Below are 14,176 nucleotides of genomic sequence, written 5' to 3'. Positions count from 1 at the left end.
TCTGCCCGAATAGGTAGCCGGAAGAATGTCGGCGCTGATTCCGAACGGCATTATACAGGAGCCTTACGGAGCATTATATTGGATATTCTCAAAATTGGGCGCACAGATGGTCAAGCGGCACCTTGGATCAAATGATGAGCATCGGGACTTATATAAAAAGCGATCTCTATCGTTATGCTGGCAATACGTCCGTAAAAGCATTCGCTAAGAATTTTCTAAGGAACAGATCTTTCAGGTATTGCCTGCGGTTCCGCCTGTGTTCGAGTAAAAATCCTTTTATCAGGTTGCTTGCAAGGATAGCCCGTGAGCGTCTTTCCAAGAAATCCGGAATTCAAATCCCACCGGGAACGAAGATTGGATACGGGCTTTACCTCGGGCACCAAATGAGCATCGTCGTTCACCCCTTCACCATTATCGGCGATAACTGCAATCTAAGTCAGTTTACGACAATCGGATCGGGGAAAAACACGCCCGCCAAGATTGGGAACAATGTGTACATTGGGCCTGGCTGCTGCATCGTCGAAGATGTAGAGATCGGTGATTTCGCTATTGTCGGGGCGGGATCTGTGGTGGTGAAAAACGTCGAGCCATACACCACGGTTGCCGGAACCCCTGCAAAGCCGATTTCGAAACAAACATTCAACCGCTTCATAAAAAGGGCATGGCCGCCCGAAAGTTGAACCTCCCAGCCGGTAACAGTCACTTAACTTCAAGTTGCTAATTGATGCGGCGGTGCGTGGGGGCACGCAACGAGCGAGTACCGACGTGGCAGATTCCAAGAAACGCAGCGACTGGCGGGCGATCATCGGCCTTCAGGCCCGTATCGCCGCGTTGTTCATTCCGGTCGTCGTGGCGCTCGCCATTCTTGCCACCTTTGCCGGAACCGAACGGACGCCGCGCGCAAACGGTGTCGATTCCACCATGACCGGCTCCGTCCGCTAACGACCGAAACCAAGTCAGCGCTGGCGCAGTTTCGCTTTCCCGACGCATGTTTCCTGAAAAGAGGGACTGGTTCAGGAAGAAGACATGCCAATGACCGGGTGTCTCAGGCGCGGTAAGCCATCCGAATGATTGCAGCGCATTTTTACGCCGGCGGCAACAAAAAGGGCCCCGAGGGGCCCTTTTCCATTTCGGCCTGTTCGATCAATCCTTCTCGAACACATTGGTCTTGGCGATTATGCCAGCAATGGCGCCGCCGATCATTGGAGCGACGATGTAGAGCCAGAGCTGACTGATTGCCGCGCCGCCGGTGAACAGCGCCGGGCCAATCGAACGCGCCGGGTTGAGCGAGTTGCCCGAAACCGGAATGAAGGCGAAGTGGAGTGCTGCCAGCGTCAGGCCGATGACGAGGCCGGCAAAGGCCGTAGTGTGCTTGGCGCTGGTGACGCCAAGGATGACGATCACGAAGGTGAACGTGGCTATGACCTCCGTCAGAAAGGCCGATGAGACGCCATAGGCAGCCGGATCCCAGCCGTTCGGCGCAAAGCCGGTGGTATGGCCGCCGACCTTGCCGGCGACGATGACCCATAGTGCCAGCGGCGCGAGCAGACCGCCGATCACCTGTGCGATCCAGTAAGGAATGACGTCTTTGGCCGGCATGCGCCCGGCGAGGAAGACGCCGAGTGTCACTGCCGGGTTAAGATGCGCACCGGAAATGGGTCCGATCGCATAGGCAGCGGCGATCAGGCCGATGCCGAAGGCAAGGCCGATGCCTTCCTGACCAATAGGCAGCGCACCGCCAAAACCGCCGGTAACGACGGCGCCCGTGCCGATGAACACCAAAAGAAACGTACCAAGTACTTCTGCAAGAAAAGTCTTCATTGCCCTCTCCTCGTGATTGTCCCGATCCGTCTGGGTCCCGCCTGCGAATCACAAGCGAAGGGTAGTCACAAGGCCACTGGTTTGGAAGCGGGGTTTGTATTGGCGATTTGCCGTTGGTCAGCGAGTGGGTTGTGCAGCGGGCCTTGCCGTTTTAGAGCGGCGTGAAGTTACCTTTAGTGCGGACATCGAAAATGCGAATGGGCGGACGGCTCGCAGCAGCCATTGAAGTGCTGGAAGATATTGGTCGGCGCCATAGGCCCGCGGCGGAAGCGTTGAAGGACTGGGGCCTGTCGCACCGTTTCGCCGGCGGCGGCGACCGCGCCGCAATCGGCAACATCGTCTACGATGCGCTGAGGCGGCGTCGCTCGGCAGGATGGCTGCTCGATGCTGATACGCCACGCGCGGTTGCCTTCGGCGCGCTTTTGCTGGAGTGGGGCGAGACGGCTCAATCGCTCAGTCAGGCGCTTGATGGCGACAAGTTCGCGCCAGCTCTGCTCGACGAGACGGAGCTGCAGACGATTTCCGAAAGAATTGCGACCGAGGCGCCGCAGGAAGTGCGCGCCGATTGTCCGGACTGGTCTGTTCCTCTAATCCAGGCTTCCTTCGGCCAGGACTGGGCGCGGGAGGGCGCAGCGCTTGCAGCCAGACCGCCGCTGGACCTGCGCGTTAACACACTGAAAGCCGACCGCGCCAAGGTGCTGGCTGAACTTGCGGAAACCGGGGCGCGCGCAACCGAAATCGCCTCCAACGGCATCCGTATCGCCCCGATCGAAGGCAGCGGCAGGCATCCGAACGTCCAGGCCGAACCGGCGTTCCAGAAGGGCTGGTTCGAGGTGCAGGACGAAGGCTCGCAACTCGTTTCGGAACTGACCGGGGCCACGGTCGGCATGCAGGTCCTGGACTATTGCGCGGGGGCCGGCGGCAAGTCGCTAGCCTTGTCCGCGACGATGGACAATCACGGCCAGGTGTTCGCCCATGATGCGGAAAAGGTTCGGCTTGCGCCGATTTTCGATCGCATCCGGCGCGCGGGCAGCCATAATATCCAGGTGGTTTCGAAGCAAGCAGAGCTTACGCCGCTGGAAAGTCATATGGACCTCGTGCTGGTCGATGCGCCCTGCACCGGAAGCGGAACTTGGCGGCGGCGGCCGGATGCCAAATGGCGGCTTACGCAACGCCAACTCGACGCCCGCAAGGCCGAACAGGCCGTAATCCTCGACAGAGCCGCCGCATATGTAAAGCGGGGCGGCCTGCTCGCCTACGTGACATGTTCGGTGTTCGATGACGAAAATGGCGGGCAGGTAGCGGCTTTCCTGAAGCGAAGCGGCGCATTTGCCCCCGTCGATCATCGTGAACTTTGGACCACCCGCTTTCCGGCGCAGGGTTCGTCCGCCCGTTTTGGCGACAATGGCGGCATTTCGCTCTCACCCGCGTCAAGCGGCACCGACGGCTTCTATTTCTGCGCCTTGCGGCGCGCTGCCTGATCGCGGTTGACGCCCCGCGACGGCACCCCAGATAGTTTGCGATTGAAGTTCATTTTCGCGAGGGTGCCGTTGAGAAGCTATTTGACTTTAGCGGTTTTTCTTGTCGTCGTGGTCGGCGGTGGGCTGGCGATCGGCTTTGTTACGCTGCCCGGCGGATGGTACGCATCGCTTGCAAAGCCGGCATTCAATCCGCCAAACTGGGTATTCGGCCCCGTCTGGACGGTGCTCTATGTGGTCATCGCAATCGCTGGCTGGCGCATCTGGGAGCACGATACACGCGGCACGGCGATGAAGCTCTGGGTAGCGCAACTCGCCCTCAATTTCGCGTGGTCGCCGGTATTCTTCGGCGCGCAGATGCCACTACAGGCGCTTTTGATCATCATTGCGCTTTTGGCCACCACCGTCCTGTTCATCAGCCGCACTTATCACAGCGACCAGCTGGCGGCAGGACTGTTCGTGCCTTACGCGTTGTGGGTCGCCTTTGCCACGCTGCTCAATGCGTCAATCGTACTTTTGAACTGAACCGCTGCGAGCCGAGCCTGTGGAAAACCCAAGCTGGCGGCGGATGGCGAAGATGCCTATGTTCCCGGCCCGATCGATACTAGGGAGTCCGCATGAACACCGACATCAAGCGTCTCGCGATCCTTATTTCGGCCGAGATCAATGCCCGGCCCGAACAGGCAGCCGCAGCGATCGGCCTGCTGGATGAGGGCGCGACGGTGCCGTTCGTGGCGCGCTACCGCAAGGAAGTCACCGGCGGGCTGGACGATACGCAGTTGCGCCTGTTGTCGGAGCGAATGGCCTATCTGCGCGAACTCGACGCACGGCGCGATACCATCCTGTCCTCGATCCGGGAGCAGGGCAAGCTGACCGAGGAGCTGGAAGCCAAGCTCGCGGCGGCGACGACCAAGGCGGAACTCGAAGACATCTACCTGCCCTACAAACCCAAGCGCCGCACCAAGGCCGAGATCGCCCGCGAGCGCGGGCTGGGGCCGCTGGCCGAGGCGATCCTTGCCGACCGCGCGGCGGTCCCGGTGGATCTTGCCGCCGCTTATCTGACCGATGATATCCCGGACGTGAAGGCAGCGCTTGAAGGCGCGCGCGATATCCTGGCCGAACAGTTCGCGGAAAATGCCGACCTGGTCGGCAGATTACGCAGCTACATGCAGGAACGGGCCATGCTGCATGCGCGCGTCATCGACGGCAAGCAGGAGCAAGGCGCCAAGTTCTCCGACTATTTCGACCATGTCGAGCGCTGGGCGACGGCGCCCAGTCACCGGGCACTGGCTATGCTGCGCGGCCGCAACGAGGAGGTGCTGTCGCTCGACATCGAGGTTGACGCCGACGACACTTCCGCCATCAAGCCGGTGGAACGGATGGTTGCCGAGGCTTATGCCATCGGGCGGCAGTTGCCGGGCGACCAATGGCTGACGGAGGTGGCAGGCTGGACCTGGCGCATCAAGCTGTCGCTGCATCTCTCACTCGACCTGATGCGCGACCTGCGCGAACGGGCCGAGGACGGCGCCATCCAGGTGTTCGGGCGCAATCTGAAGGACCTGCTTTTGGCGGCACCCGCCGGGTCGCGCGCCACGATGGGGCTCGATCCCGGCATCCGCACCGGCGTCAAGGTCGCGGTGGTGGACGGCACCGGCAAGCTGGTGGCCACGACCACCGTCTATCCCTTCCCGCCGAAGAACGACGTGCGCGGCACCCAGGCCGAGCTTGCCAGCCTCGTGCGCAAGCATGGTGTCGAACTGATCGCCATCGGCAACGGCACCGGCAGCCGCGAGACCGAAAAGCTGGTGGCGGAGATGCTGTCAGACATGCCGGCACCCAAGCCGACCAAGGTGATCGTCAGCGAAGCCGGCGCCTCGGTCTATTCGGCCTCCCAAACCGCTGCCACAGAGTTCCCTGACCTCGACGTGTCTCTGCGCGGAGCGGTTTCGATTGCGCGCCGGCTGCAGGACCCGTTGGCCGAACTGGTCAAGATCGAACCGAAGTCGATCGGGGTCGGCCAATACCAGCACGACGTCGACCAGTACCGGCTTGGCCGGGCGCTGGAGGCGGTGGTGGAGGATGCAGTGAACGCCGTCGGCGTCGATCTCAACACCGCGTCGGCGCCGCTGCTGGCGCGCGTGTCGGGCCTTGGTCCGTCGCTGGCCGAGGCAATTGTTTCGCACCGCGACTTAAACGGACCGTTCGCCACACGGCGGGAACTGCTCAAGGTGTCGCGGCTGGGGCCGCGCGCCTTCGAGCAGAGCGCCGGCTTCCTGCGTATCCGCGACGGGGCCGAACCGCTCGACGCCTCGGCGGTACATCCGGAAGCCTATGATGTGGCCAAGAAGATCGTCGCCGCTTGCGGCCGCGACGTGCGCGCGCTGATGGGCGACGGCGCTGCGCTGAAGGCGCTCGACCCGCGCGTTTTCGTCGATGCGAAGTTCGGCCTGCCGACGGTGCGCGATATCATCGGCGAACTGGAAAAGCCCGGCCGCGACCCGCGACCTGGCTTCAAGACGGCGACCTTTGCCGAGGGCGTCGACGACATCAAGGACCTGAAGCCCGGAATGCTGCTGGAAGGCACCGTCACCAATGTCGCGGCCTTCGGCGCGTTCGTGGATATCGGCGTGCATCAGGACGGGCTGGTGCATGTGTCGCAACTGGCCGACCGCTTCATCAAGGATGCGCATGAGGTCGTGAAGGCCGGCGACGTGGTCAAGGTGCGCGTGGTCGAGGTCGACATCAAGCGCAAGCGCATCGGCCTTTCGATGCGCAAGGACGGCGGCGCGCCGCCTGAGTGGCGCGGCGGCGATGCGCAGTCACGCGGGCCGGCGCGAGGCCATGACAAGCCACGGCCGGCGGTTGCGCCACAGAATTCGCAAGGCGCTTTCGGAGCCGCGCTAGCCGAGGCCATGAAACGCAAATAGGGATAGGCGATGACTGCCGATTTCCCATTGCCGAAATCGGCGTGAGCGATAGCTTAGGCTGTTTCCCAATGGCGCACGGCTTTCTCCCGCAGCCTTTTCGCGCCTCATCAAACAGGCAGGACAGATCATGCAGATCGGAATGATGGGTTTGGGCAGGATGGGCGCCAATATGGTGCGGCGTCTGATGAAGAGCGGCCATGACTGCGTGGCCTACGACATCAATCCCGATAGCGTTGCAGCACTGGTCAAGGAAGGCGCTGTCGGCACCACCTCGATGGAGGAGTTCGTCAATAAGCTTGCCGCACCGCGCCATGTCTGGCTGATGCTTCCGGCAGCTATCACCGGCAAGATCGTCGACCAGCTTGCCAACCTGATGAAGGCCGGCGACACGGTCATCGACGGCGGCAACTCCAATTATCGCGATGCGATCGATATCGCCGCGAAACTGTCGGCCAAGGGCCTCAACTTTGTCGATGTCGGCACCAGCGGCGGCGTGTGGGGGCTGGAACGCGGCTATTGCCTGATGATCGGCGGGCCGGACGAAGCGGTGCGCCAACTCGATCCAATCTTCGCCGCACTTGCACCGGGTGGCACGGCAGGCTCAAAGGAAACGGGAACCGCCCCGCGCGGCTATTTGCACTGCGGACCGAGCGGGGCCGGCCATTTCGTAAAGATGGTGCATAACGGCATCGAATACGGGATGATGGCAGCCTATTCCGAGGGGTTCAACATCTTGAAGGCGGCCAATGCCGGCAAACAAGAACGCGCCGCCGATGCGGAGACGACGCCGCTATCCGAGCCGCAATACTACCAATTCGACATAGATATCGCCGAGGTTGCCGAAGTGTGGCGACACGGCAGCGTGATCAACTCCTGGCTGCTTGACCTGACGGCTGGCGCGCTCAAGGCCGATCCGCAACTTTCGCAATTCGGCGGACGAGTATCGGATTCCGGCGAAGGCCGCTGGACGCTGAGGGCAGCCATCGACATGGGCGTGCCCGCACCGGTGCTGTCATCGGCCCTATTCGACCGCTTTTCCTCGCAAGGCCATTCGGAATTCGCCGACAAGATGCTGTCGGCGATGCGCTACGCTTTCGGCGGCCATGTCGAGAAACCGAAGGCTTGAGCGGGCACGGACAGCACTAGAACAGAAAACCTTGCCCGCTAGTTTGCTTCGGTTTGGCAGCGGGTTTTGGCTTGGGTGACGGGTCGGGCGAGGCGGCGCTCGTGGCAGTTGCGTGAGTGCTGCCGTCGGCAAAGCGCAGTTCGAGAACTTGTCCAGATTTTACCTCTGCCGCGCGCTTGACCAGCATACCTGTATCATCAAGCACAAGCGCATAGCCGCGCTCGAGGATCGCCTGTTCTGACAGTTTGAGGGTGGCAAGCAAGCGGTCGGCCTGCGTCAGCCGTGCCCGCAGCCGGTCGAGGCGAACGGACATCGCCTGATCGCCTCGCCGCGAGATGCTCATAAGCGCATCGGCCTGCTGTTTTTGGCGCCGGGCAATCGGGTCTAGTGTCAGCCGTGCCGCCGTGCGGACAAAGCGGGCGCGGCGCTCACGCACCGTCGACAAGAACGCGGCCTGCAAGCGGGCAAGATCGCGTCCAACCAGAGTGCGCGCCTCATTGACACGCCGAGCCAGCGTTGCCGGTGACAGCCTGAGCGCGGAAAGCCGTGCGCGCTTGCGCTCGACGCCGACTTCCAGTGCCCGGCCGAGACGGTTTTCTGCCTCATCGAAGCGCCTGCGCGGCAGAGCCAGCAACTGGTCGGGTGACGGCAGTGCGCGGGCGGCGGCGCGTACTGCGCTACGGTCGCGGTCGAGGCAGCGCGACATGGAGGTTCGCAGCCGAGAGGCAAGCGCCGCCAAGGTCGCTTCCAGCTCAAACTTGACCGGAACGGCGATTTCGGCAGCGCCCGTCGGCGTCGGCGCGCGCACATCGGCGGCATAGTCGACCAGCGTCCAGTCGGTCTCGTGGCCAACTGCGGAGATGACCGGGATATGCGAGGCGGCAACAGCGCGCGACAGGGCCTCGTCGTTGAATCCCCAGAGGTCTTCGAGGCTGCCGCCGCCCCGCGCCACAATCAGCAGATCAGGCTGGCGGATCGGACCGTCGAAAGGGAGCGCGTTAAAACCCTCGACAGCCGCGGCGACTTCGGCTCCCGCCGTTTCGCCCTGCACACGCACCGGCCAGACGATGACATGCAAGGGAAAACGATCCTTGATGCGGTGCAGGATATCGCGGATGACCGCGCCGGTGGGTGACGTGATAACACCGATGACGCCGGGCATATAGGGCAGAAGCTGCTTGCGCGCGGGGTCGAACAAGCCTTCGGCCTGCAGGCGGCGCTTGCGCTCCTCCAGCAACGCCATCAAGGCCCCCGCACCCGCCGGCTCCAGATTGTCGATGACGATCTGGTAGTTCGACTTGCCGGGATAGGTGGTGAGCTTGCCGGTGGCGATCACTTCCATCCCCTCTTCGGGACGGAACTTCAGGCGGCTCATCGTGCCTTTCCAGACCACGGCGTCCAGCTTGGCGCGGTCGTCCTTAAGGGCGAAATAGGCATGGCCGGAGGAATGCGGCCCGCGATAGCCGGAAATCTCGCCACGCACGCGCACATTGCCGAAGACATCCTCGACCGTGCGTTTCAGCGCGCCGGAGATTTCGCTCACCGTGTATTCGGTGGCGTTGGTGCGTGATTCGGTGGCCGCTTCGCTCATGAGGAGATAGGGGCGCGTTTGGCCGCGATGGTCAAGACTTCCGGTTGCCACCCATCGTTTCGCTCAATCGATCGATGAAAAGAATATGATGGACGCCCGCTCCGCTCAGGCCTACCGCTTCGCCGCCAAGGAGCATTTCGCATGACAATCCAGTCGCAATCGATAGACACACCGATCCCGACCAGCCCCGTGCAAAATGCAGGCGAGCGGTCCTTCGAACCGCGTGACTACGGCCTTTACGTACTGACCGTGATTGCCTGGAGCGTATCGTGGTTTGCCATCAGGTTGCAGGTCGGCACGGTACCGAACGAGGTCAATCTTGTCTGGCGCTTCGCCATCGCCACGGTGCTGATGATTGCCTGGGTGGTTTTTTCGGGGCGTCGCATCCGCTTTCCGCTGCGCGACCACGTTCGCTTCGCGGCACTCGGCATATTGTTGTTCTCGTCCAATTTCCTGTTTTTCTACTATGGCGCCGGCTATCTGGTCAGCGGACTTTTGTCGGTGGTGTTTTCCTTGGCCTCGGTGGTCAACATCATGCTGGCAGCGATTGCGCTGCGCGAACGGCCATCGCCGCGCGTTCTGGCAGGCGGCATCCTCGGATTTTGCGGCATCGCGTTGATGTTTTCCCCGGAAATCGCAGCGCACGGCCTGTCGGGCAACACGATGGTCGGACTTTTGCTGTGCGTTGCCGGGACGCTTTGCTTCTGCATCGGCAACCAGATATCCGCTGCCGGCCTGCGCAAAGGCCTGCCGCTCATTCCGATGAGTGCCTGGGGCATGGTCTACGGCACACTTTGGTCGACGCTGCTTGCCTTACTGCTGGGCCGGCCATTCATCATCGAGCCGACGGTATCCTACATCGCCTCGCTGCTGTTCCTGGCCGTAATCTCGACAGTGATTGCCTTCTCGGCCTATCTCACACTGCTTGCGCGCATCGGTCCGGCACGAGCCGGCTATGCGACGGTTATGTTTCCCATCTTCGCGCTACTGGTCTCCACCGTACTGGAAGACTACCACTGGAGTGCCTACGCCCTTGCCGGCCTCGTATTCGTTGCCATCGGCAATGTGCTGGTGATCCGCACCTGCAAGCCGTAACGTAAGGAACTTGCTCAGCCTTACCAGCCGGGGAGAACCTGGTTCGGACGCGTCCGCTTGATGCGGGTGAAGGCAAGTGAGGCAAAATCGAAGCTGCCCGTTTCTTCTCCCGATGGCACGGAAATGTTGTCGAGGCTTTCGGCAATATGACGGGCTAGCGCATCGACGATCTCCGGCTGGTCGGTCTGGCCGCGCATGATGCCGATGCGGCAATCGGGCAGCGTACCGAACCCGTCCGCTTCACTCAGCACCCGCATGCCGGGCCGCAGGGCGCATTCCGGCAGCACCGAAATCGCTAACCCGGACAGTACGGCCGCCGTGATGACGGTAGCCGAAAAACTGGTGAACAGGATGCGGTAGTCGCGGTTCATGCCATCGAGCACGTCGCAGGCGGCTCGGCGCCAGATGCAGTTCGGGCGGCCGAAAGCCATCGGCAGCACTTCCTGCTCATGGGTGGCATGGTTGACAGAGCTGACCCACAAAAGCGGCTCGCGCCGAACCACTTCCGACTGGCCGCGGGCGTCGTTGTGAGTGACGAGCGCGATGTCGAGATTACCTCGCCTGATGTGTTCTACCAGCCCCGGCGTCGGCTCGCAGATGACGGTCAGCTCGACGCGCGGGTTGGAACGGGCGAAGCGGGCCATGATCTCCGGCAGGAAGCGGTCGGCGTAGTCGTCGGGCGTGCCGATGCGGATGGTGCCTTCCAAGCGGCGATCGTCGAAAGCGGCCAGCGTTTCGCGGTTGAGGTAGATCAGGCGACGCGCATAGGCGAGCAGTTTCTCGCCTTCCTCGGTCAGTTTGTTGGTGCGGCCATCCTTTTCGAATAGCGGCTTGCCGATGCGCTCCTCAAGCCGGCGCATCTGCATCGACACCGCCGACTGGGTGCGATGCACTTCTTCCGCCGCACGGGTGAAGCTGCCGGTATCGGCAATCGAGATGAACGTCTGCAACTGGTCAAGATCAAGAGGAGCTTTCATCGTCGAACCCATCATCATGATTGATGATAAAGATTAGAAACATTCGTTGGATTAATCAATCGCCCGATGGCAAATAGATAGCGTCCACATGAAGGCATGTGAATCGAACCGACGTCTGGCGATCTCCCACGCTCGCGATCGGATTCGTGTGTCCGAACCTCAAGGAGACTGACATGACCGCGTATGAATTCGCCGCCGAAGCTTCACGCATCTCCACGCGTCCGGCTGTTGCGACGCGCGTCGCGAATGCTGTCGTCAATTCCTACAAGGCGTGGAAAAACCGGCGCGCCTTTTATCGCCTCGGCGAGATGTCCGATGCCGAGCTTGCCGATATCGGGCTCACCCGCGCCGATCTCCATGTCGCCATCGACGGTCCATTCGGCGCCGACCCGACGGTGAAGTTGAGAGCGATTGCGGCGGATCGCATCGAAAGCCTCTAGTTTACTGCAGGCTCCCCCACTCCCTGCCGGTTTCCCTTCCGGCTGCCTGCATGATTGCCCGGTCCTTCACGGACCGGGCATTTTCGCATGCATGCTTACCTGTTGCGGTCCATGCCGCGCAGGAACTGGTCGAAGACCGATTCGACGCCTTTCTGGTAGTCGTCGCGCTGCTGGCGACCGGTTTCGAACATCTGGCCGAAAATGTCGTCATAGGGGTTCTTCTTCGCCTCTGGCTCGGACGGCGCGCGCCGTTGCGGCTCGGCGTGCTCCTGCTGGCTACCTCCAAACATATCCTGCAGCACCTTGCCCCACGGATTGTCGCCGAGAGGGTTCTGCGGTTGTTGGGTACGACCTTGCGGCATTTGCTGCGCACCGCCGCCGAACATGTCCTGCAAGACCTTGCCGAACGGCGTATCGCCAAGAGGATTGTTGCCGAACGGATTGTCGGGCTGTTGCGAGGGCTGTGGCGCGCGCCTTTGCGGAGCCGCCTGCCCGCCGCCCAGACCACCGGACTGCTTCATCATCTCTTCGATGATCTGGCCAAGCGGATTGTTGCCGCCACCGAAGCCGCCTGCCTGCATCTGATTTGTCGACTGCTTGAACAACCCGCCCATGACCATCGAAGCGATGACCGGCAGCATCTGCTGCAACAGTTGCTGGCCGATGCCTGTGGCCTGGGCTGCTTGCGCGGCCACGGCGCGAGAGAGATCCTTCGAGCCGAACAGATGCCCCAATATGCCATTGCCTTCATCGACACCCTGCGGCGAGAAAGCCCGGCTGGCATCTTCGAAATACTTGGCGTGCTGGCCGCTGGCCATTGCATTGAGAAAGCCGCCAAGTCCGTAGGGATCCGAGGTGTTGCGCTTCAACCCTTGCGAGAAGGCTGGCAACAGAGCCTCAACCGCAAGGTCGGCCTGCTGGCGCGAAAGATTGAACTGCCGGGCCAGCATGTCCATACCCTGGCCATTCTGGGCCTGGTTCAGCATGTCAAACAGGTTCAGCATGTCCGTCTCCTCGAAGATTTCGCCGGGGACGAAGGCTAGAGGTTTTCCCGCCCTTGTTGAAGCGATTTCCACCAGAGCGCGAGCTTAATTCTCGGACCCGTCCGGAGACCTTCTAACAGGGGAAGAACAGGATCTTAGTACGCGTATTCCAGGAAAGCCGGTTCGATCGAACCGCCCCAACGTGTGTGGTAGGCGGACAGCATCTCCTCGGCGCTGGTGGTGCCGCGGCTGACCACTTCGTCCAGCGTCTGCAGGAAGGAGGTTTCATCGTAGCCGTCGCGGTTGAGTTTCGCCCGGTTCTTCAAGCCAAGCCGGGAAATCGCAAGCACCTCGCGCGCAAGCTCGCGCAATGTCGCGTTCCGGAAAGGCGCCGAGATGCCCATTTCAGGCACGGCATCGCGCATCGCCAATACTTCCTGGTAGCTCCAGCTCGCGGTGAGGTTTTCCGCCGCGTCCAGCGCCTCCTCATCGTAGAGCAGACCTACCCAGAAGGCGGGCAAGGCACAGATACGCCGCCACGGACCGCCATCGGCACCACGCATTTCGAGGAAGCGCTTCAACCGGACGTCGGGGAAGAGCGTCGAGAGATGGTTTGCCCAGTCGCCCATTGTTGGCATGCCGTCCGGGATCTCGTTGCGGGCGGCACCTGCCATGAACTGTCGGAAAGTGATGTGGGTCATATCGCGATATTCGCCTTCGCGAATGACGAAATACATCGGCGCGTCGAGCGCCCACTCGACATAGTCGGCAAAGCCGAAATCCGGCGAGAAGCAGAATTCGAGCATGCCGGCGCGCTGGTTGTCGGTGTCGCGCCAGATGTCGCCACGCCAGCTTTGCATTCCGTTCGGCTTGCCATTGGTGAAGGGCGAATTGGCAAACAGTGCCGTCGACAGGGGTTGCAGCTTGAGCGACACCTGCATTTTGCGACGCATGTCGGCTTCGCTCTCGAAGTCGAGGTTAACCTGGATGGTGCAGGTGCGGTACATCATGTCGAGGCCCTTGGTGCCGACCTTTGGCATGTAGCGCGTCATGATCTCATAACGCGACTTGGGCATTTTCGGCGTTTCGGCCAGCGTCCATTTCGGGCTGCCGCCGAGGCCGAGGAAGCGAATGCCGAGTGGTTCGGCAATTTCGCGCACTTGCGCCAGGTGCGCGTTGCCTTCGCGGCAGGTCTGGTGGATGTTTTCCAGCGGCGCGCCCGACAGTTCGAACTGACCACCGGGTTCCAGCGAAATCGCGCCCTGCCCAGTCGGCTCGACCAGACCGATAATGCGGCCGGCATCGATGATGGGATCCCAGCCGAGCTTTTCCTGCATGCCTTCCAGAATGGCGCGGATGCCGCGGTCGCCGCCATAAGGGACCGGCGCGTTGCCATCGACGTAGAAGGGAAACTTCTCGTGCTCGGTGCCAATGCGCCATTTGTCACGCGGCTTGCAGCCGGCCGCCAGATAGGCAACCAGTTCGTCGACGCCCTCTATCGGCCTGAAATCGGTGGTGTCGCGCGCCATGAAAACCTCTTCGGGGGCGATCGGGGAAAATCGCCGCGCTACTTGGACGATATGTCGGTAGCCGATCAAGCAAAAACTATTAAGCGTCGCCTCAAGGAAACTTCACTTAGGTATCGCGTCTGCGCGCCGGCCATCGGCGGCATAGAGATACCGGCAGCCTCTTTTGCTCGTTGCGCCCTGTCAAACTGTTGTTCGCCGGAACCTTGCGA

At 61.7% G+C, this 14,176-nt stretch carries 13 protein-coding genes; 8 read left to right on the top strand and 5 right to left on the bottom strand.

What is annotated here, in order from left to right:
• The first annotated feature begins 134 nt into the window (after window positions 1-134).
• On the top strand, window positions 135-680 hold the full coding sequence (locus tag ASD50_RS16580) for a serine O-acetyltransferase (RefSeq protein WP_082549717.1): 546 nt from the start codon (window positions 135-137) through the stop codon (window positions 678-680).
• Window positions 681-765: 85 nt separating this feature from the next.
• On the top strand, window positions 766-942 hold the full coding sequence (locus tag ASD50_RS23530) for a hypothetical protein (protein ID WP_164480447.1): 177 nt from the start codon (window positions 766-768) through the stop codon (window positions 940-942).
• Window positions 943-1,143: 201 nt separating this feature from the next.
• On the opposite strand, the gene ASD50_RS16570 is transcribed toward ASD50_RS23530, so the two are convergent.
• Window positions 1,144-1,821: an aquaporin gene (locus ASD50_RS16570; protein ID WP_056243376.1), complete on the bottom strand. Its 678-nt coding sequence runs from the start codon at window positions 1,819-1,821 to the stop codon at window positions 1,144-1,146.
• Between the two features lie 191 nt (window positions 1,822-2,012).
• Between ASD50_RS16570 and ASD50_RS16565 the strand changes: the two genes are divergently transcribed.
• The 4 genes from ASD50_RS16565 (at window position 2,013) to gnd (ending at window position 7,352) form a co-directional block, all read left to right on the top strand.
• Window positions 2,013-3,302 carry an RsmB/NOP family class I SAM-dependent RNA methyltransferase gene (locus tag ASD50_RS16565; RefSeq protein ID WP_056243374.1) on the top strand — a complete coding sequence of 430 codons (1,290 nt, stop codon included), beginning with the start codon at window positions 2,013-2,015 and terminating at the stop codon, window positions 3,300-3,302.
• Between the two features lie 69 nt (window positions 3,303-3,371).
• Complete coding sequence (locus tag ASD50_RS16560; protein ID WP_056243818.1) at window positions 3,372-3,824, top strand: TspO/MBR family protein; 453 nt, start codon at window positions 3,372-3,374, stop codon at window positions 3,822-3,824.
• Window positions 3,825-3,916: 92 nt separating this feature from the next.
• Complete coding sequence (locus tag ASD50_RS16555; RefSeq protein WP_056243372.1) at window positions 3,917-6,226, top strand: Tex family protein; 2,310 nt, start codon at window positions 3,917-3,919, stop codon at window positions 6,224-6,226.
• 127 nt (window positions 6,227-6,353) lie between these two features.
• The gene (gene gnd, locus ASD50_RS16550) at window positions 6,354-7,352 is read left to right on the top strand and encodes a phosphogluconate dehydrogenase (NAD(+)-dependent, decarboxylating) (protein ID WP_056243369.1); all 999 of its coding nucleotides are present in this window, start codon (window positions 6,354-6,356) and stop codon (window positions 7,350-7,352) included.
• Between the two features lie 16 nt (window positions 7,353-7,368).
• On the opposite strand, the gene xseA is transcribed toward gnd, so the two are convergent.
• A complete protein-coding gene (xseA, locus tag ASD50_RS16545; RefSeq protein WP_056243367.1) occupies window positions 7,369-8,943 on the bottom strand; it encodes an exodeoxyribonuclease VII large subunit in 1,575 nt (524 codons plus the stop codon).
• A 141-nt stretch (window positions 8,944-9,084) separates the two neighbouring features.
• Between xseA and ASD50_RS16540 the strand changes: the two genes are divergently transcribed.
• Window positions 9,085-10,038, top strand: a complete 954-nt coding sequence (locus ASD50_RS16540) for a DMT family transporter (RefSeq protein WP_082549702.1) — start codon at window positions 9,085-9,087, stop codon at window positions 10,036-10,038.
• 20 nt (window positions 10,039-10,058) lie between these two features.
• Here the strand turns inward: ASD50_RS16540 and ASD50_RS16535 are convergent, their stop codons facing one another.
• Complete coding sequence (locus ASD50_RS16535) at window positions 10,059-11,015, bottom strand: LysR substrate-binding domain-containing protein (protein WP_056243814.1); 957 nt, start codon at window positions 11,013-11,015, stop codon at window positions 10,059-10,061.
• A gap of 173 nt (window positions 11,016-11,188) precedes the next feature.
• On the opposite strand from ASD50_RS16535, the gene ASD50_RS16530 reads away from it, so the two are divergent.
• Complete coding sequence (locus ASD50_RS16530) at window positions 11,189-11,455, top strand: DUF1127 domain-containing protein (protein ID WP_056243365.1); 267 nt, start codon at window positions 11,189-11,191, stop codon at window positions 11,453-11,455.
• 95 nt (window positions 11,456-11,550) lie between these two features.
• Here the strand turns inward: ASD50_RS16530 and ASD50_RS16525 are convergent, their stop codons facing one another.
• Window positions 11,551-12,459 (bottom strand): DUF937 domain-containing protein, encoded by a 909-nt coding sequence (locus ASD50_RS16525; protein WP_056243363.1) that lies wholly within the window; start codon window positions 12,457-12,459, stop codon window positions 11,551-11,553.
• Between the two features lie 134 nt (window positions 12,460-12,593).
• On the bottom strand, window positions 12,594-13,967 hold the full coding sequence (locus tag ASD50_RS16520; protein ID WP_056243360.1) for a glutamate--cysteine ligase: 1,374 nt from the start codon (window positions 13,965-13,967) through the stop codon (window positions 12,594-12,596).
• Window positions 13,968-14,176: the final 209 nt, after the last annotated feature.

It is taken from the genome of Mesorhizobium sp. Root552, assembly GCF_001427285.1.
Lineage (GTDB): Bacteria > Pseudomonadota > Alphaproteobacteria > Rhizobiales > Rhizobiaceae > Mesorhizobium.
Note: the sequence above shows the minus strand (reverse complement) of the source record. Positions and strands in the feature narration are given on the sequence as shown.